Origin of the sequence: Streptomyces sp. NPDC051976, assembly GCF_040680795.1 — a bacterium.
GTDB lineage: Bacteria > Actinomycetota > Actinomycetes > Streptomycetales > Streptomycetaceae > Actinacidiphila.
The window spans coordinates 1-18,536 of the sequence record NZ_JBFAXL010000067.1 but is presented as its reverse complement, the minus strand read 5'-3'; the positions used below and the strand labels follow the sequence as shown (position 1 = coordinate 18,536).

The window sequence follows — 18,536 nt, the reverse complement described above, 5'->3', positions numbered from 1 at the left end:
TCAACGGCTCGGCACCGACTCGTGTCCTGTCCGGAGGGAGCTGAGGCTCCCGCTCCGCGTGGGCGGGCAGGTCAGCGGCCGAAAGGAGTGGCGATCCCAGGTGTAGACCGTGCTTCCCCGAGGGGCGGCGAGCTGGACGCGCGGAAGCTCGATGACCTCGCAGCCCTGCTTGGTGAACTCCTCAACTGCCCTGCATGCGTCGGCATCGTTCAGCGCGAAGACCCAGGGGCCCGGCACGAGCACAACGCTGACCCACCCCGCGGCGACGGCCCTGTCCAATTGCGTGCGGCCCGGGGCAGGTTCGCCGGAGGGGCAGCCGTTGTCGATGTACGCGGCGGGAGTGGGCAGACCCAGGACGAGCGCGTGCCTCTCCAGTGCGCTTTGCAGGCCCATCATGGCCCAGTCGTCCCGGGGATAGCAGCGAAGGTACGCGGCGCAGGTGAGCGGCCCGGTGAGCTGTTTCATCGTTGTCCTCCTCGGCGCGCTCGGCGGGATGCCAGGGGCGGCGGCGTGAACGATGTGATGGTCGGGTCGGCTTGGGGTCGTACCGGTGAAGCGGCGGCCCCGCGCCGGACGTGGAGGCGAAGTCCCCGCCTCCATATTGATCACGCTCCGTGTCTGACCCGTAGCCAAACGTTGGATTTCCGGCTGGATGCACTGCTCGTGTGTTTGCCCAAACGTTTTGGCACCGCAAGTACGACATTGCGCCATAATTGCGCCCATGTCAACGCTGGTGAGATATTTCTTTCGCGACAGGGTCAGGATCTGCACGAGGCGCTCGCAACGAGCGAACTGTGCTCTCCGAGCCGTGCGGCGTGCCGTTGCTGCTCGGTTCGGGGCATCGGCAAGGCCCCAAGCGGAGTCCCGCGACGCACTTGGCCCGGAACCCTCCGGAGACGTCACCTCTCCGGAGGGTTCCGGGCGCCGATCCCTTCCGGGCGGGACTGCAACTGCTCGGGGACAGATACTCTGCCGCGGGCGCTGACCTTCCTCGGCGAGACCTTCCCGCTGGGGCACACCGACGTCACTTACGGCTCGGTGCTGGCCATCGGCCTCTTCCGCGCTTTCGCCTACGCGCTCAGCAACACCTCCTGGGGCCGTCACGTGTACGCGCTCGGCAACAGCCCCGAGGCCGCGCGTCTCAGTGGTCAAGCGCTACGGTCACGTCACCGCTATCGACGGCGTCGACTTCGACCTGATGCCCGGTGAGGTGCTCGCCGTGATCGGCGACAACGGCGCCGGCAAGTCCAGCCTGATCAAAGCCCTCACCGGTGCCCTCGTTCCGGACAGCGGCGAAATACGGCTCAACGGCGAGGTCATCCGCTTCAACGGACCCCAGCAAGCCAGAGACCACGGCATCGAAACCGTCTACCAGGACCTGGCCGTCGCCGCCTCCATGGACATCGCCTCCAACATGTTCCTCGGCCGCGAGCTTCGCCGGCCCGGGCCGCTCAGCAGCGCGCTGCGGATGCTGGACAAGAAGCGGATGCGCCAGGAGGCCGCGGCACACATGGCCGAACTCAAGATCGGCCTGCGGTCCCTGACCCATACCGTCGAAACTCTGTCGGGCGGACAGTGCCAGGCAGTGGCCGTAGCCCGCGCGGTCGCCTGGGCCAGTAGCGTCGTTGTCATGGACGAACCGACCGCGGCCCTGGGCTTAAGGAGTCCGGCCAGGTGCTCGACCTGATACGCCGCGTGAAGGACAAGGAGCTGCCGGTCGTCCTCATCAGCCGCAACATGCCGCACGTCTTCGAGTTCGCCGACCGTATCCACGTCCATCGCATGGGGAAGCGAGAGGCGCTCATCAAGCCGCCCGACTATTCGATGGCCGAGGTCGTGGCGATCATGACCGGGGCGTTGACGGTGGGAAAGCCACCGTCGCCGACGCGGATGCGGCCAGGGCCGCAGGGCTCCCCGCCACGTGACCTATAGATGCCCCGTCGGTCGGCGCCTAGGGTCGGCCGGGCACGGGCAATAGCGCAGAACGGTGGCATATGAGCGGGGATCGGCGGCCGACGATCAGTGATGTGGCCCATGAGGTCGGCGTCAGCGCAAAGACGGTCTCCCGGGTTCTCAACGGTGACGGCCCGACCTCGGCCAAGACCGCGAGAAGGTTATGGAGGCGGTCACCCGGCTCGGCTTCCAGCCCAACCTCATGGCCCGCAACATTCGGCGGGGCAGCCTGGACAGCACCATCGGCGTGGTTGTGCCAGACATGGGCAACCCCTTCTTCGGCACAGTAGCCGGGGCTTCGAGGACGCGGTCCGTGAGCGGGGTCTGACACTGCTCATGGGCTCCTCGGCCGAGGACCCGGCCCAGGAACGGGCCCTCATCGAGACCTTCCTCAGCCGCCGGGTCAGCGCACTCGTCGTCGTTCCCTCGGTCGGCGCGCATCACGACTACCTCGGCGGGGTCTCCTCCGGGCCGCCCGTGGTCTTCCTGGACCGGCCCGGCAGCGGGCTGGCCACCGACAGAGTGGTGAGTTCCAACCGGTCCGGCGCCCAGGAAGGCGCGGCGCACCTGCTGGCGGTCGGTCACCGGCGGATCGGATTCATCGCCGACCTCCCGGTGGGCCTCTACACCCGCCGCGAGCGCCTGGTCGGCTACCGCGCCGCTCTGGCCGGTGCCGGCGTCCCCTACGACAGGAGCCTCGTCGTCAGCTGCCACGACCAAGGCGCGTCGGCCGCCGCTACCGAACGCCTTCTGGACCTCGCCGAGCCGCCCACTGCGCTGCTCGCCGGGAACAGACCTCGGAGAGGGTGAGGCCGTGGTCGACGGGGGCCGTCCCGCATGGGCAGCGCAATGTGACCAGGCGCCAGTCGCAAGCGACTGTCCGGGGACCGTCCGCATTCGCGCACTCAGGGCAGCGGAAGGTGTCGGCCGTCCACACGCCGAAGGCGGGCCTGCCGTAGTGCCGGAACCGACCTGTGTACTTGATCTCCCATGGCACGATCAGGGGTGTGAGTGGCTCGGACCCGGTCGGGCGAGCAGTGGCCAGGGAGGCGAACAGCGAGATCAGGTCTGGGAGCAGGGCTTCTCCCGCCGCGGTCGGTGGGACCGGCAGGCCATCCGGTGCTACCTGGGGTGCCGGGTAGCGAGGAGCCGCCGCAGCAGTTGGCGGGTTCGGGGTGGCGTACCAGGGCAGGAGGGCACGGGCGACAGCGCCGAGAAGGGCTGCGGTCGACGAGCTGACGGTACGTTCGTCGAGGTGGTGGGCCGCAGTGCGCCAGATCCGTTGGAGCCGTCGGTCCCGGTCGGTGGCTCGCTCCTGTGCGCTGCCGGCCGCGCGCGGGCAGTGGCGCGGCAAGGCGGGCCAGGACCCGAGCCGCTGCGTCGGCGTCGGCATCTGTGGGGCGCCATTCGCCGGAAGTCAGAAGCTTCCTGGCTCGGCCTGACTCTCGCGTCAGAGCAGTTGTCCGCAACTGTGGGGCGTCGCAGGCCCTCCCTGGCGTGTCCTCGCTTCGCATCGCACCCCATCTCGCTGTCGGCCCCCGCACCGGACACGCTGTGACCACGCGCCCGCCTCGAGTGGCGGGGGGCCATCACATCACGCCGGGCAGGCGCTGCAGATCTCGCAGCCACTTCGACCGTCCTCAGCTTGCTTATCTCATTCCGTCACCTCGCAAACGGCAATTCGTCGGTTCCCCCCTGTCCGTCCAGCCAGGCGAGGTCCGCCAATCCCTCACCTGGCTGGACAAGCGCGGTCAGGCTAGGGAACCTTCCCAGGCTGGTGCCTCGGCGGAGGGCTCCTTGATGTTGAGCGGCCGAATCTGCCACGCGTCCACTGAGTAGCGGAGCTGCGCGTCCGGAGTGGCGTGCGCCTGCAGGCGCCACGGGCCGTCGCCGACCGGATAGATACGCAGGGTGAGTGCCTGCCCGGTGGACAGGAAGATCTCGGCGATGGAGTGGTCGACGATCAGCCGCAGGTCGACGGGTTCGCCAACGGGGTACGGCATGCGATATGTGCCGCGGTTCGCTTTCGGGTCGTGTGAGGCATTCTCGCGATCGACCACCAGCAAGCCCGCGAACGGGTCGAGGCGGATGTCGAGGTACTCGGAGCCGTCTGCGGAGGTGACCAGGCGCAGGCCGGCCTGGCCGGAGAGCTCCAGGCGTGCCGCGAGGTCGAAACTGCGGCCCGGTTCGCCCAGTTCGATCAGCTTGTCGCCTATGACTGATCCTGCCGCGTGGACGACACGTTCCCCGCGGAGGGCGGTCAGTTCGGCGGCGGGTTGCTGGTGCACCCGGCAGTCCTCGGTGAGCTTGATCTCGCGGGGGACCGTGAGGGTCCCGGCCCAGCCGTCAGTTCGGGTCCACACCTGGTCGCGGGCTTCGCAGGCCCAGCCCCAAAGCAGCCATCTGCCGCCGGGCGCACGCATCACGGCGGGGGCGTAGAAGTCGGGCCCGTGGTCGAGGAGTTGGGGTGGGCCTGCCTCGAAAACGTCGTTGCGGTCCTTGCCGGTCAGCGCCAGGACGCCGCCAGGTCCGTCCTCGGCGGTCCAGGCGCTGAGAATGAGGATGCCCCGCCCCAAGTCGTCGGCTGCCGGGAGGTATTGGGGGCACTCCCACCCGTCGCCGGTGAGTACGCCGGCGTCACCGACGGGCTGCGGAGCGCCGGTGTGGAAGGGGCCCAGGTAGGTCCAGTCCTCCAGATCGGGAGAGTCGTAGAGCAGGACAGCGGCGCGGCCGTCGGCGAGGGCGGCGCCGACCAGCATCCGCCAGCCGTCGCCGTGCCGCCATACATAGGGGTCGCGGTACATGGTGGTGCCGTCGGGTGGTTCCGGTATGAGAAGGTCGCCGCGTGGTCGGAAAGTCAGGCCCCCGTCGTGGGAGGTGGCGGTAGTGACCGGCTGGTGTTGGCGGTCGCGACGGTAGGCGGAGTAGAAGGCGACGATCCTGTCGCCGTCGGAGACGGCGTTGCCGGAGTAGCAGCCGTCGGCGTCCTCACCGCCGGGAGTGGGGGTGAGGGCCAGGGGCAGTATTTGCCAGTTCAGCAGGTCGGCGCTGCGGAAGTGGCCCCAGTGCATGTTCGCGTGATCGGTTCCATGCGGGTTGTACTGGTAGCAGACGTGGTACTGGCCGTCGTGGTGAACCAGGCCGTTGGGGTCGTTGATCCAGTTTTGGGGCGGTCGCAGGTGCGCGACGGGTCGATGCCGGTCACAGGGCGCGTTGGACACACGCGTGCCTTTCGAGGTGTGGGAGGGCGCGAGGGTGGGGCGGCTCAGCGGAAGGAGCCGGCCACGATTCCCTCGACGAAGTACCGCTGGGCGGCGAGGAAGATGAGCAGGCTGGGGATGAGGGCGATGATCACGCCGGCGAGCACGATGGAGATGCTGCCGGTGCCCAGGGTTCCTTGCAGGGTCACCAGGCCCAGCGGCATGGTGAAGTTGTCGGTGGACTGCAGGAAGATCAGCGGGCGGAAGAACTCGTTCCAGTAGGCGGAGAAGGTGAGGACCGCCAGGGTCGCCATCGGGGCGCGCGCCATGGGGACGTAGATGCGGGCGAAGACCTGGAAGTGCGAGGCACCGTCGACCCGTGCGGCCTCGCCGAGCTCCCGGGGCATCTGCAGAAAGTACTGTCGCATCAGGAAGGTGCCGAAGGCGCCTCCGATGACGGGCAGGATCAGTGCCATGCGGCTGTCAGTCAGGCCAAGGTATTTGATGATCAGGAAGACGGGGATGATGGTCGTCTGGATGGGGACCATCATGGTGGCCAGGATGATGCCGAACAGGGCTTTGTTGCCGCGGAAGCGGACCATGGCGAAGGCATAGCCGCTCATCGTGGAGGTGATGAGCTGGCCGACCACGATGAGTCCGGTGACGACGACGCTGTTGAGGAAGAACGACGTCAGTGGCACCTGGTCGAAGACTGCCTTGAAGTTCGACCAGATCGGGTGGGTGGGGATCCATTGCGGCGGCTGATCGAACGAGGTAGCCGGTGTGCGCAGCGAGGTGGCGACGGCCCACACGAGCGGGGCCACCACCAGGAGGGCTGCCACGATCAGCACTGTGATCGACAGCAGACGTCCGACCTTGGAACGGTGACGGTGGCGGGGCGTACGGGCAGTCGGCGAGGTCGGCCTGCCGAGGATGGCGGTCACGAGTAGAACACCCACTTTCGGCTTACCGTGAACTGCACGGCCGTGATGACCAGCAGGACGACGAACAGCACCACGGAGATCGCGGAGGCGTAGCCGAACTGGAGGTTTTGGAAGGCGGTCTGGTAGACGAGCAGCACCGTGGTGTACGTCGAGTCGCCTGGGCCGCCCTTGGTCATCACGTACGGCTGGTCAAACAGCTGCATCGTGTTGATCAGGCCCACGGTGGAGGCGAACAGCAGGGTCGGGCTGATCAGGGGAAGCTTGATCCGCCAGAACATGCGGGCGGAAGTGGCACCGTCGATCTGGGCGGCCTCCAGCACGTCGACCGGTAGCGAGCCGAGCGCGGCGACGAACAGGATGAACGTGAAGCCCAGCTGCTGCCATACCGCGACCAGCACGATGGTGGCTGTTGCTCCCCCTGTGGAGCTCAGCCACGACACCTGTGGCAGATGCAGCAGGTCCAGGTAGTAGTTGATGACGCCGAACTGATCGTTGAACATGTACGACATCACGATGGAAATGGACGCCGCCGAGGCCAGCATGGGCAGGAAGAACGCAGCCCGGAAGAGGTTCTGCACGATCTTCGACGCCCGCTGCGCGACCAGCAGCGCCAGACCCAGGCCGAGGGCGACCTGGAGGACGACGATCATCACGGCGAGGCCCGAGGTCACCAGCAGCGAGTGGGTGACCGCCTTGTCATGCAGGAGCGCGTCGAAATTGTCCAGCCCCACGAACTGAGGGCTGGAGATGGCGTCCCACTTGAACAGGCCCAGGACGAACGAGGCGAGGATCGGGGCGATGGTGAAGACGACGACCACGACCAAGGCTGGCGCCACCATGACGTAGCCGAAGAAGGTTTCGCGGCGTGCACGGCGGCTTTGCGAACGCCGCCGCAGGATGTCACCGTCTGCCAGCGGCCGCGTGGGGCTGCCGGGCCGCTCGCCCGGCGGCGCGGACGCGCGACTGAGGATTCGGACAGGATTCGACATCGGGGCGTCAACCCACCTTCGCGGCGGCTTCAAGATCGCTCTGGAGACCGTCCAGGGCCGATTTGGCGTTGCCCGACGACATGGCCTGGGTGGTGCGCTTGTTCAGCGCGATCGCCATCGCGTTGTAGTACGGCGGGGCAGGGATCGGGGCGGTGTTGTCAAACTGGGTGAGCGTGTCGTAGAAGACGTGCCAGTTCTTCGGCCCGTTGGCGGCATACCTCTCGGCCGTCATCATCGACTTGCGCGGGAACGTGGTGACGTTGCCGGGGAACAGCAGGTCGAGGTTCTTCGCGGACACCAGCGTCTTCACGAACTCCCAGGCAAGATCCTTGTTCTTGGAGGACTTGAAGATGCCGTACCCACCCGCCCCGAACAGGTGTCGCTGGGTCTTCCACTTGGGGAAGTACTGGACGTCGAAGGAGCCCGCCGCCATGCCGGCGTTGTGGAGTCCGCCCGCCCAGAATCCGCCGCCGATGGCCGTGCCGATCTTGTTGCTGGCGAACAGCCCCTGAAGAGTGTTGCCACCGCCGATGTCGGGCTTGGGCGACAGCCCTTCCTTTTGCAGCTGGATCATGTAGTCCAGGGACTCGACGACTGGAGCGGAGTTGGCAGTGGGGTCACCCCAGCGCCAGCCGCCCTTGCGGTGGGCCGCGGCGGGGTCGTTCGCGTAGAAGGTGTTCCACAGCCAGTCACCGCCGTCCCACTTGCCCTCCGTGAGAAGGTTGCCGCCGTTGGCGTACATCCAGGACGTCCAACTGCCCCAGAGCCGGACGACCCAGTCGTAACCCACCGTGTTGCCGCCCCCGGCGGAAACCTTCTTGGCGATGTTGTAGAAGTCGTCCTTGTTCCAGTCGGCGGCAGGCTGGCCAACGCCGGCGCTTTCGAGCAGAGACGTGCTGTAGAACATGTTGCCCGCATTGAAGTCCGTCGGCAGTTCGTACAGGTGGCCCTGGTACATCATCGCCTCGACCAGAGCCGGGTGGACGTCGGCGAAGTACGACTTGAGCTCGGAGGCGTCCCGCTTGACGTAGTCGTCCAGCGGTTCCGCCAGTCCCTTGGCCGCGAAGAGCTGGAGGCCCTCGGTCGCGACCGAGGCGATGTCGGGGGCGTTGCCGGCGGCGATCTGGGTGAGCAGCTTGCTGAAGAAGTCGTTCCAGTCGGTGCCCGAGGTGCCGGTGAACTTCACCTTCACGCCCGGGTGCGCCGCCTCGAACGTCGCGGCCGCCTTGCTCAGCTTGTCCGCGGACGACTGGTCCGCGAAGACCGAGACCTTCAACACCTTCGATCCGGAGGAGCTGGAAGATCCGGAAGAGCATGCGGAAGCCAGACCGCTCACGCCCGCCACAGCGGCGGTCGCGGCTCCAGCTCTCAGCAGGCCACGACGGCTCATCGAAGACTGGAAGAGTTCAGAGGACATGGTTGTGTACCCTCACTGTGTTCGAAGTACAGACAGGAGTGACGACCGATTGCAGCGGTCGCCTGTCATCGTGTGAAGTGCTTCGCCGTCCTGGCGTCAACGCCGGGGCGGCGAAGCGACCGATGCCCGCCCCACCAGCGGGCAATGCAGCATCTCTTGCAGGACGGGGCCTGGTGGGCCCCCGGGAGTGCCGGTGAGCGCGAGCAGCTGGGTGACCGCTCGTTCTCCCATCTCGTAGTGGGGGAGCTGGACAGTGCTCAGCGCTGGATAAAGCGCCTCGGCAACCAGCTCCTGGTTGTCGAACCCGATCACCGACAGATCCCCGGGAATGGAAAGCCCAAGCTCGGCGGCGGCCCGGTAGGCGCCGGCCGCCATACGGTCGTTGAAACAGAACAGTGCCGTCGGGCGCTGCCCGGTCGTCAGCAGCCGTCGCGCGGCCCGGTATCCGGCAGCCACGTCGTCGGCTACCGAACCCAGGTGCGCCACCTCCTCGGAGGCGATCAGCGCGGGATCGTAAGGGGCACCGGCCTCGGCCAGCGCCTTGCGATAGCCCTCGATGCGACCGTGAAGAGCAGGGATGTCCGCGGTTCCCGTGGTCATGCCGATCCGGCGGTGTCCGTGATCGATCAGTTCGCGCACCGCTGTGTACCCGCCCTGCACCTCGTCCGGCACCACAAAACCGACCGCGGGATCATCGCAGCGGGCGTCGAGCAGGACGGAAGGCGTGGAGCGCAGGCTCTCGGGAAGGCGTACGACCCGGTGGTACATGGCCGCGTACAGCACCCCGTCGACCTGGCGCTGCAGCAGCATCTCGATGCTGCGACGCTCCAACTGCTCATCGCCGCCGGTATTCACCAGAAGCAGGACCATTCCATGGGCCGCCGCGGTCTCCTGAGCGCCGAGAACCATCCGGCTCGCGTTCGGGGTGGTGGCGATCTCGTCGCTGATGAAGCCGATGGTGTGGGACCGCTGGGTTCGCAGACCTCGGGCCAGACCGTTCGGCGCGTACCCGAGCTCCTCGGCAACCCGCAGGACCCGCTTCCGGGTCTCCTCGCTGGCCCGCTTGCCCTCCACGCGGTTCAGGATGTTCGACACCGTCGCCACCGACACGCCGGCTGCAGCAGCTACGTCCTTGATCCCGATCCGGCGCGCCATGACCTACCCAAAGTGGTGGAAACCAGGTTGGCTAATCGTTTAGCCATCTGCTTGCAATGAGATTGCCTCCGGCCAAAGGTCCTGTCAATGGCTCGTTACGAACTCGTGGCTCCTGCATGACCCGTCACCTCCGCCAGCCCCGGCGCTCAGCGTGCTGGCCGGCTGCCGTGCTGCCCATGGCAGCCGTACACCCGGTGATCCGCTACGGTGCGCATCCCGTCGTGGCCCAGCCGGCTGGCAGCGGAGCGGAGATCGGCGGCGACTGGTTCGACGTGATCCCGCTCCTCTCCCTGCGCGTGGCCCTGGTCGTCGGGGACGTCATCGGCCACGGCCTGCACGCCAGCGCCACCATGGGCCCGCTGCGCACCGCCGACGCGGAAGCCAACCCCGACAGCGGCCTCTTCCAACGACGCACGTTCTTCCTGCTCCCTCACGGCCGCCCCCAAGGACCCCACGGCCTCTACCAGACCGGCGCCCCCGACGAAGCCGTCGCCCCCCGCACCATCCAACCCCGACGCGTCGGTGAGGAGACACCCGCTCCCAGGGCGACGTCAGGCCTGCCGTCTCCTGACGCCGCACTTGAGATGGCCAAGGGCGCCGACCTCCGGTGTGGGTGGGCGCCGCGTTCGAGCACGAGGTAGTCGGAGTGACCACGCTGGGCGTGCAGCGCGTCATGGTGTCGGACCCCCGCGCCGTCTGCGTGGATCGGAGATTCCTTTGGATGCCTCGGGCGACCTCTCTCAAGCGCTGCGAGATCTCTCCGGGAGCCCTGGAGGACCAGGCCGCGCACGGCTCGGTCAAGCGCCACCTGGCGCGCTCGCGTATCTGACGCCGAAGGCGAATGTGCGCCTTTGGCCGGGTGTCAGGGCGAGGTCGGCGGTGAATTCGGGGCGGTTGAAGGCGTTGGTGATCGTCTCGACGGGTTCGAGGGCGATGGAGGCGCGGCGGTCGCGGCTCAGGGTGTCGCCGGTGAAGACGTGCATGTAGCCGCTGTGCTGCCAGACGCGCAGTTCCTCGCCGGTTGCTGGGTCGCTCAGTACCGTCTCGATTCGGCCGTCGGGGCCGGGGCTCAGGTCCGCGTAGCAGGCGTCGATCACCTTGTCGCCCAGTGGTTTCGGCGTGCGGAAGTCCCTGCCGGGACAGGTGTCCAGGGCGAGTAGGGCGCTGTTGCCGGCTAGCGGGATGAGGGAGTCGTCGGTGCGGATGAGGGTGTGCGCGGGGATGTGCAGGGCCAGCTCGTCGATGGGGCGGCCCAGGGTGAAGTAGGGGTGCCAGCCGGCGGCGTACGGGGCGGCGGCGTCGCCGGTGTTCGTCGCGCTCACGACCATGGCCAGCTCGTTGGCGGTGATCGTGTACTCGACCGTGAGTGCGAGGGCGAAGGGGTATCCGGTCCAGGGTCTCGGCTGGACGCTGGTGGTGTGCAGCAGCAGGCGGGCGTGGTCGGCTGTTGTGGTGGCGTGGGCGAGTTCGAAGGGGGTTTGGCGGGCGAAGCCGTGGTAGATCAGCCGATCGCCTTGCTGGCCGGGGAGCAGGTCGTGGTCGTGGCCGTCGTGGTGGTAGCGGGCGTCGGCGACGCGGTTGGGGAAGGGTGCCAGGATGCCGGCGCGTACGCCGTCCTGTGCCAGGAGTTCCGCCTCGTCGCGGTAGCCGTCCGTGAGGTCCTTGAGCCGGCCGGTCGCCTGGCTCGTGACGTGCCAGCTCAGCAGTGTGGCGCCGCGCAGGGCGAGGACGGCTCGCGTTGATCCGTCCGGTGAGCAGACGGCAAGGGTGGGTTCGCCGCCGAGGCGGTTCTCGGAGATCCGGTACTCGGCGGCCATGTTCCCTCGTACTCCCTCTCAGCTCGCTTGGGAGGCGAGCGTCTTCGCGCCGGTCATGATGGCCACCGCGTCCTGCATGGAGTGCGACTGCGGGGTGATGACACCTGCGCAGCCGCCGAGGCGCTGGATGTGGATGCGGTCGGCCACTTCGAAGACGTTGGGCATGTTGTGGCTGATGAGGATGACGCCCAGGCCTTGGTCGCGCAGGTCGCGGATGAGCTTGAGGACCTGTCCGGTCTCGCGGACGCCGAGGGCGGCGGTGGGTTCGTCGAGGATCACGACCCGGCCGCCGAAGGCCGCGGTGCGGGCGACGGCCACGGACTGGCGCTGGCCTCCGGAGAGGGTCTCCACGGCCTGGCTGATGTTCTGCAGGGTGCCGATGCCGAGCCGCTTCATGTGGTCCGCGGCCTGCTTCTTCATCTCGGCGGTGTCGAGCATGCGGAACACCGAGCCGAGGATGCCTTTGCGGCGGATCTCGCGGGCGAGGAAGAGGTTGCTGGCGATGTCCAGGGCCGGGGCGACGGCCAGGGTCTGGTAGACCGTCTCGATGCCGGCTTCGCGGGCATCTTGCGGGCGCTTGAAGTGGACCTCCTTGCCGTCGACGTGGAGGCTGCCCTGGTCGGGGGTGAGGGCTCCGGACAGGCACTTGATCAGGGTGGATTTGCCGGCGCCGTTGTCACCGATGACGGCGAGGACCTCTCCGGGGTGGAGGGTGAGGTCGACGCTGTTCAGGCCGACGACCCTGCCGAAGAGCTTGACCAGGCCCTTGGCCTCGAGGACGGGGGTGGTGGTACTGGTCACGACTTCACGCTCCGGATCCACTGGTCGACGGAGACGGCTGCGATCACCAGGACGCCGACTGCGAGGACTTGGTAGTTGGGGTCGATACCGGCCAGGGCGAGGCCGTTGACGAAGACCTGGACGATCAGCGCGCCGATGAGCGAGCCGAAGACCACCCCGCGTCCGCCGAACAGGCTGGTGCCGCCGATCACCACGGCGGTGATGGACTGCAGGTTGGCGTTCAGACCGCTGTTGGGGTCACCGCCGCCGACCCGGCCGACCAGGATCCAGGCGCCCACGGCGATGGCGAATCCGCCCACCATGTACGCGCTGAGCAGGACCCGGTTGACGGAGATACCGGCCAGCCGGGCGGCCTCGATGTCGTCGCCGGCCGCGTAGAGGTGGCGTCCCCAGGCGGTGTAGCGCAGCGCGTAGCCGACCACCGCGTACAGGGCGATCATGAGCAGGACGCCGTAGGTGAGGTTCAGCTGCCCCAGCGAGACGGTCTTGCCGCTCCACAGCAGGATGCCGCCCGGGTGCAGGGCGACGGTCTGGCCCTTGGCGTAGATGAGGGTGATCGCGGTGAAGATGCTGAGCGTGCCGAGGGTGACGATGAACGGCGGCAGCTTGATCTTCGTGACGAGCAGGCCGTTGACGGCTTGCGCGGCGATCGCGACGACCATTCCGGCCAGCAGGGCGAGCACCCCGGGCCAGTGGTGGTCCGCGACGAGCTTGGACATCAGCAGTGAGGACAGCACCATCACCGCGCCGATCGACAGGTCGATGCCGGCGGTGAGGATGATGACGGTCTGCCCGACGGCGAGCGCGCCGACGACGGCGACCTGCTGGGCGACCAGCGAGAGGTTCTGCAGCGCGTAGAAGCGCTCGTTCACCAGGGAGAACACGATCGCGGCGAGCACCAGGACGATGGCCGGGCTGAGGGCCGGCTGGCGGTGGAGTACCGAGTGGATGCGCTGGCTGGGGGTGGCGGGCCTGTTGAGGAGATCCTCCGCCGGCGCCGGTGTGGCTTGGTCGACGTGGGTGGTCACAGGGGGTCCTTCCGGTGTTTTCCCTGGTTCGGGCTCATGTGCTCGTGAGACGGGGGTGCGGCGCTGGTGGCGTGGTCAGGTTGGCCTGCGGCGCCGCACCCTGCTCGGGGGTCAGCTGCCCCAGCAGGCGGTGGCGGCCTGGTCGGGGGACTGCAGCGTCTGGCCGGCCATGGGCTTGGTGGCGACCAGGGCGGTGCCGGTGTCGAAGAACGACTTTCCGGTGGTCACGCTGGGCTTGCTGCCGCCCCGGGCCAGCTTCGCGATCGAGCTGACGCCGAGAGCGGCCATCTTGCCCGGGTACTGCACCGCGTCCGCGGCGAACTCACCGCTGGTGACGTTCTTCAGTCCGGAGCAGCTGCCGTCGATGGCGTAGACGGCGGCCTGCTTGTCCTTGCCGGCCGCCTTCAGCGCGTTGTAGCCGCCCTCACCCGCGGGCTCGTTGATCGCGTAGACGACGTTGATGTCGGGGTTGGCAGACAGGCAGTTCTCCATCGCGGTGCGGCCGCCGTCGATAGCCCCCTGGGTGGGCTGGTGACAGGCGATCGTGTACGAGCCGCCCTTGCCGCCGGTGTACTTGCCGGTCTTGGCTTCCTTGCCGTTCTCGGTCTTGCTGCCGGGGTCGATGCCCAGACCCTCCAGAAAACCGTGGTCGCGGTTGACATCGACGGAGACGACCTGGTTGTTGAACAGGTCGAGCATGGCGATGACCGCCGGCTTGCCGTCCAGGGCCGCCGCGGCGTACTGGCCGATGAGCTTGCCGGCCTGCTCGTTGTCCGTGGCGTAGGTGATGTCCGCGGTGCTGGCCGGGTTGGGCGCGGTGTCCAGGGCGATCACGAACAGTCCGGCGCCCTTGGCACGGCCCAGGGCCGTGTTCACCGCGTCACCGTTGGTGGTGATGAGGATGCCCTTGTCGCCGCGCGCGATGGCGTTGTCGATGGCGGTGATCTGCGTCTGGGTATCGCCGTCGGTGGTGCCGGCCGCGACGGTGAGTTTCACGTTGTCCTTGGCGGCCGCGGTCTTGGCGTCCTTCTCCATGCTCACGAAGTACGGGTTGGTGAGCGTCTTGAGGATCAGCGAGACACCCACCGTGCTCCCGCTGCCCGAGGCGGACGAAGAGGAGCTTCCCTTGGAAGAACCGCAGGCCACGAGCGTCGCGCCGAGGCAGACCGTCACGCCGATAGCTGCTGCCCGAACACGCCGGCTGCGGCGGCTCGAAACCCGGCTGGAGGTGATGTTCATCGTAGTGATCCCTTTCGGAGCCGTCCCTTGATCGACGCTGAGACAACGTTGACCGAGTGCGATACTTGCCCTGTATGGACGAGTGCGTCAAGACCCTGATAGACATGCACAAGCAACGGGTAGGTAACGAGAATCCGGTGGGAGACAACGATGACTCAGGGGGAGATGCCGCCCCGGTCCACGCGCAGCCGCCCCACCATGCGTGAGGTCGCGGCGTTGGCCGGTGTCGCCATCAAGACGGTCTCGCGCGTGTTCAACGGCGTGCCCACCGTCGATCCGGCGATCGTCGCCAGGGTCCGCGAGGCCGCCGACCAGCTCGGGTACCGCCCCAACCTCACGGCCAGCAGCCTGCGCCGCGGCGACGGCCGCACCGCCACCATCGGCATGATCGTCGAGGACGCCGCGAACCCCTTCTCGGCCGCCCTGACCCGTACGGTGGAGAACGTGGCCAGGGAACGCGGAGTACTGGTCCTGGTCGGCAGCGTGGACGAGAATCCCTCGCGTGAGCGGGAACTCGCCCAGGCACTCGTGGACCGCCGGGTCGACGGCCTGGTCATCGTCCCGGCGGGACGTGACCAGAGCTACCTGATCACCGAGCAGCGTTCCGGCACCTGCATGGTCTTCGTCGACCGCGAGGCCAACCTGCTCGACGCGGACGCGGTGGTCTCCAACAACCGGCAGGGCGCCGTCACCGCCGTCAACCACCTCATCACGGGCGGACACCGCCGTATCGCCTACCTCGGTGACCGTGTCTCCATCCCGACCGCCGCCCGGCGTTTCGAGGGCTACCGGCACGCGCTGGAGGTCGCCCACATCCCGTACGACGAGGAGATCGTGCACCAGGTGCCGGCCGGCGAGAAGGCCGCGGTGGCCGCCACCGAGCGGCTGCTGGAGCTGCCCGACCCGCCCACGGCACTGTTCACCAGCCAGAACCTGGTCACCATCGGCGCCCTGCGGGCTCTGCGCGACCTCGGGCTGCAGAACACCGTCGCCCAGGTCGGCTTCGACGACTTCCCGCTGGCCGACATCCTCAGCCCCGGCATCTCCGTCATCGCCCAGGACGTCGAGGCCATGGGCAGGGCCGCCGCCGAGATGCTCTTCCAGCGGCTGGACGGCGATGAATCACCCACCCGAACCGTCACCGTGCCGACCCGACTGATCGAGCGGGGTTCCGGCGAGATCGCAGCCGAAGGGCCCCGCCATGACTGAAGCCGTACCCACCGCCGCGCAGCGCCCGTGCGTGACCGTGATCGGTGAGGCACTCATCGACATGGTCCAGCTCGACGCGACCGGCGACTACCGCGCCCAGCCGGGCGGGAGCCCCTTCAACGTCGCCGTCGGCCTCACCCGGCTCGGGCACCGCACCGCCCTGATGGCACGTCTGGCCGACAACACCTTCGGCCGGATGCTCCGCGGGCACGCAACCGCGGAAGGTGTCGGCCTGTCGTCCGCGCCGGCGGCCGCCGAGCCCACCACACTCGCGGTGGTCTCCATGGACGCGGACGGCAGGGCGAGCTACGACTTCTACCTCGACGGCACCGCGGACTGGCAGTGGACCGAGGCCGAGACGTCCCTCGTCCCGCCGGACACAGCCGTCCTCCACTTCGGCTCGCTCGCCGCCTGGACATCTCCTGGCGACCGGCACATCCACGGCCTGGCCCAGCGCCTGCACGCCGAAGGCGGGACGCTGATCAGCTACGACCCCAACGTCCGACCCGCCCTCCTGGGCGACCCCGAGCGTGGCCGACGGATGGTCGAGCGCAGCGTCACCATCGCCCACGTCGTCAAGGCCAGCCGTGAAGACGTCGAATGGCTCTACCCGAACGAGCCGGCCGAGAAGATCGCCGCCCGCTGGCTGGAACTCGGCGCGCTACTCGTCGTGATCACCGACGGTCCTGACGGCGCCCTCGCCTTCCATACCGGTGCCGGACATGTGCGCCGTCCCGGACGCAAGGTCACGGTGGTCGACACCGTCGGCGCGGGCGACGCGTTCACCGCCGGACTGCTCGGCGCGCTGACCCGCCACGGATTGCACCACCCGCGTGCGCTCGCCGTGGCCGATCAGGGCGCGCTGGGGACCGTCGTGGACGACGCGATCCTGGTCTCCGCGCTGACCTGCGAGCGGCTGGGCGCCGACCCGCCCGCGGCCATGCCCCGCCCCGGCCTGCCTGCCCAGACCCCCCTGAGGGCCACGGATCTGACGTTCGCGGAAGGCACCGGACAGGCGGGAACCGGCGGTTCACCGCGCCCGCTGGAACGGTCACCGATCAAACCCTGACAGACAGTATTTTGGTGCGACGGTTGGTCGTTTGCGCGGGCGGCGGGGCGCCCGTCAGCTGCCGGCGCGCAAGTCGGCTGCGTCGGTGGTGGGTTGACCGGAGTGGTTGGGGCGCAGGGATACCCACAGCCGTGAGGTGCCGTGCGTGCCGACACGCCTCAGCCGTTTCTGCTCGCAGTTCGGGGAATGGCGCGTGCTGGTCGGCGGCGGAGTATCTCGGCGGATACGTAGTTTCACGGATGGCCCGATGCAGTGCGGCTGGCACGGTGATGTCACGGGGTTTGGCCGGGGCGCAAACAATCGGGGGGATGGGGTGTGGCATCGCGAGTGGACGGCCGTCAGGGGCGTCCCGCAGGCGGCCTCGCGGATCGCCGCGAGTAGAGCCCGGAGTGACGGGCGACGAGAACCTGACGGTACGCCATAGGGCCTGGCCCGATGGGCTCTTGCCATCGGGCCAGTACTGCGTCGCCCGAACACACGGTGAGCGGGTCTCCGCCACAATCCTGCAACGGCCAGAGCGAAAAGGCGCACCGCCCGGGGTCGGCTTCACCAAGGGGAGCGCCAGGGATGGCAGATGGGTTGGCCAGGTGGGGGCATGAGCCGTTCATGACGCGGGAACTGGAGCGACGTCGCGGCCCGGCGCCGGAGAGCGACGTGGAAACGACATCGTGCAAGGGGAGATCGAGCCCAGCCTGTGGCCCGCGAGGCCGCGAACGCCAGTCCGCACCCGGGGAAGAATCATGCGTAGGGGAATGGGAATTGCGGGTCTTGTCCTCGCGGCAGCTGTGATGGTGAGCGGCTGCGGCAGCGACAGCAAGCCCGGCCCGGTGAAGGCATCGGGCACGATGGGAATGGACGGTACCTGGGTTTCGGACGCCGGAGCCGACTATGTGTCCTTCGGCGTCACGAACTCATCAGTCCTGATGATCACCCCGCGTACCTGCGGCGGCAGCGTGGACAACAACGGCAGCAGCGTTGTTGTCAGGTTCGACAGGTGCACCGACGGCAACGCCGATCGAGCCTCCGGCCAAGCCACGTTGAGCGATGACGGCACAACGCTCAGCGTTACATGGCAGTCGGGAACCCAGGAGACCTTCAAGCGTCAATAACGTCATGGCGGGCCGCGGTCACGAAAGGCCGTTGCGGATGGACTCCCGGATCCCCAGGACGTACTCACCAACTGCACCACGAACGTCACCTCTTACGCCCTCGTCGCAACCAGTGATGTGGTCCAGGTGACGCCGGCGGGCCGAACCGTCGCTGTGCCGCGAATCCCGGGGGTGCTGCTGACGCCAGTCACCTTCATGGTGCCGCCCTCGACCAGTCGCGACCAGCCTCGGTCGGGCACCCCGCACCTGGCCAAACGGCAACCGCAGGGCCGCGCCCGGCTCTCCGGCCGGTCGTGTTGCCCGGCGGTGGACAGCAGTAGGGAGGTTGATTGGTCAGGACGCCGCCACCCGCATCCACACGTCAAACCGCCGGTAGAGACTGGGCACAGTGCCCTGCGCCTGGATGGTCCGGGAATCGGCCGAGGTGGCGCCTGGGATTCCCAAGAGTGTCGAGGCCACCAGAACCGGAACGGTTCAATGCTCGCGCCGGATGTCTTCTGGGTCGGCGCGTGATGGCCCTTCGCTGAGAGCCGAGCACCCGCATGCTCTGCAGCGGTCGGCCACCGGGGCGGGCGTTTCGGCTCGGGCGCGTGTGCTGGGTGCGGC

Annotated in this window: 14 protein-coding genes and 5 pseudogenes; 8 read left to right on the top strand and 11 right to left on the bottom strand. The window is 68.1% G+C overall.

Annotated features, from left to right (window positions below; genetic code table 11):
• The gene (locus AB0M29_RS38650; RefSeq protein ID WP_365391492.1) at nt 1-465 is read right to left on the bottom strand and encodes a hypothetical protein; all 465 of its coding nucleotides are present in this window, start codon (nt 463-465) and stop codon (nt 1-3) included.
• A gap of 504 nt (nt 466-969) precedes the next feature.
• On the opposite strand from AB0M29_RS38650, the pseudogene AB0M29_RS38645 reads away from it, so the two are divergent.
• The 3 pseudogenes from AB0M29_RS38645 to AB0M29_RS38635 form a co-directional block, all read left to right on the top strand.
• Nucleotides 970-1,149: pseudogene (locus tag AB0M29_RS38645) on the top strand (ABC transporter permease); the annotation flags it as partial.
• A pseudogene (locus tag AB0M29_RS38640) lies at nt 1,145-1,925 on the top strand (ATP-binding cassette domain-containing protein). The pseudogenes AB0M29_RS38645 and AB0M29_RS38640, both read left to right, overlap by 5 nt.
• 69 nt (nt 1,926-1,994) lie before the next feature.
• Nucleotides 1,995-2,745 (top strand): annotated as a pseudogene (locus AB0M29_RS38635) (LacI family DNA-binding transcriptional regulator); the annotation flags it as partial.
• A gap of 959 nt (nt 2,746-3,704) precedes the next feature.
• On the opposite strand, the gene AB0M29_RS38630 reads toward AB0M29_RS38635, so the two are convergent.
• The 5 genes from AB0M29_RS38630 to AB0M29_RS38610 form a co-directional block, all read right to left on the bottom strand.
• Entirely contained in the window at nt 3,705-5,174 is a 1,470-nt protein-coding gene (locus AB0M29_RS38630) for a glycoside hydrolase family 32 protein (protein WP_365391491.1), read from the bottom strand.
• Nucleotides 5,175-5,218: 44 nt separating this feature from the next.
• A complete protein-coding gene (locus tag AB0M29_RS38625) occupies nt 5,219-5,995 on the bottom strand; it encodes a carbohydrate ABC transporter permease (protein ID WP_365391490.1) in 777 nt (258 codons plus the stop codon).
• A gap of 98 nt (nt 5,996-6,093) precedes the next feature.
• Nucleotides 6,094-7,119 carry a sugar ABC transporter permease gene (locus AB0M29_RS38620; protein WP_365391489.1) on the bottom strand — a complete coding sequence of 342 codons (1,026 nt, stop codon included), beginning with the start codon at nt 7,117-7,119 and terminating at the stop codon, nt 6,094-6,096.
• On the bottom strand, nt 7,094-8,365 hold the full coding sequence (locus AB0M29_RS38615; RefSeq protein ID WP_365391488.1) for a sugar ABC transporter substrate-binding protein: 1,272 nt from the start codon (nt 8,363-8,365) through the stop codon (nt 7,094-7,096). Before AB0M29_RS38615 ends, AB0M29_RS38620 begins: the two co-directional genes overlap by 26 nt.
• Nucleotides 8,366-8,599: 234 nt before the next feature.
• Complete coding sequence (locus AB0M29_RS38610) at nt 8,600-9,658, bottom strand: LacI family DNA-binding transcriptional regulator (RefSeq protein WP_365391487.1); 1,059 nt, start codon at nt 9,656-9,658, stop codon at nt 8,600-8,602.
• A gap of 230 nt (nt 9,659-9,888) precedes the next feature.
• On the opposite strand from AB0M29_RS38610, the pseudogene AB0M29_RS38605 reads away from it, so the two are divergent.
• A pseudogene (locus AB0M29_RS38605) lies at nt 9,889-10,026 on the top strand (SpoIIE family protein phosphatase); the annotation flags it as partial.
• Nucleotides 10,009-10,299, top strand: coding sequence for a DUF6009 family protein (locus tag AB0M29_RS38600; protein ID WP_365391514.1), 291 nt, complete (start codon nt 10,009-10,011; stop codon nt 10,297-10,299). The pseudogene AB0M29_RS38605 and the gene AB0M29_RS38600, both read left to right, overlap by 18 nt.
• Nucleotides 10,300-10,455: 156 nt before the next feature.
• Here the strand turns inward: AB0M29_RS38600 and AB0M29_RS38595 are convergent, their stop codons facing one another.
• The 4 genes from AB0M29_RS38595 to AB0M29_RS38580 all read right to left on the bottom strand — a co-directional run bounded on the left by AB0M29_RS38595 (nt 10,456) and on the right by AB0M29_RS38580 (nt 14,390).
• On the bottom strand, nt 10,456-11,475 hold the full coding sequence (locus tag AB0M29_RS38595; RefSeq protein WP_365391486.1) for an aldose 1-epimerase: 1,020 nt from the start codon (nt 11,473-11,475) through the stop codon (nt 10,456-10,458).
• Between the two features lie 18 nt (nt 11,476-11,493).
• A complete protein-coding gene (locus tag AB0M29_RS38590; protein ID WP_365391485.1) occupies nt 11,494-12,276 on the bottom strand; it encodes an ATP-binding cassette domain-containing protein in 783 nt (260 codons plus the stop codon).
• Nucleotides 12,273-13,304 carry an ABC transporter permease gene (locus tag AB0M29_RS38585; RefSeq protein WP_365391484.1) on the bottom strand — a complete coding sequence of 344 codons (1,032 nt, stop codon included), beginning with the start codon at nt 13,302-13,304 and terminating at the stop codon, nt 12,273-12,275. The genes AB0M29_RS38590 and AB0M29_RS38585 overlap by 4 nt, the downstream gene beginning before the upstream one ends.
• Nucleotides 13,305-13,415: 111 nt before the next feature.
• On the bottom strand, nt 13,416-14,390 hold the full coding sequence (locus tag AB0M29_RS38580; RefSeq protein WP_365391483.1) for a substrate-binding domain-containing protein: 975 nt from the start codon (nt 14,388-14,390) through the stop codon (nt 13,416-13,418).
• A gap of 303 nt (nt 14,391-14,693) precedes the next feature.
• Between AB0M29_RS38580 and AB0M29_RS38575 the strand changes: the two genes are divergently transcribed.
• The 3 genes from AB0M29_RS38575 (at nt 14,694) to AB0M29_RS38565 (ending at nt 17,930) form a co-directional block, all read left to right on the top strand.
• Nucleotides 14,694-15,752: a LacI family DNA-binding transcriptional regulator gene (locus tag AB0M29_RS38575; protein ID WP_365391482.1), complete on the top strand. Its 1,059-nt coding sequence runs from the start codon at nt 14,694-14,696 to the stop codon at nt 15,750-15,752.
• Entirely contained in the window at nt 15,745-16,821 is a 1,077-nt protein-coding gene (locus AB0M29_RS38570) for a carbohydrate kinase (RefSeq protein ID WP_365391481.1), read from the top strand. The genes AB0M29_RS38575 and AB0M29_RS38570 overlap by 8 nt, the downstream gene beginning before the upstream one ends.
• 752 nt (nt 16,822-17,573) lie before the next feature.
• Entirely contained in the window at nt 17,574-17,930 is a 357-nt protein-coding gene (locus AB0M29_RS38565) for a hypothetical protein (RefSeq protein WP_365391480.1), read from the top strand.
• A gap of 313 nt (nt 17,931-18,243) precedes the next feature.
• Here AB0M29_RS38565 and AB0M29_RS38560 read toward each other — a convergent pair.
• Nucleotides 18,244-18,389: pseudogene (locus AB0M29_RS38560) on the bottom strand (peptidase M55); the annotation flags it as partial.
• Nucleotides 18,390-18,536 lie beyond the last annotated feature (147 nt).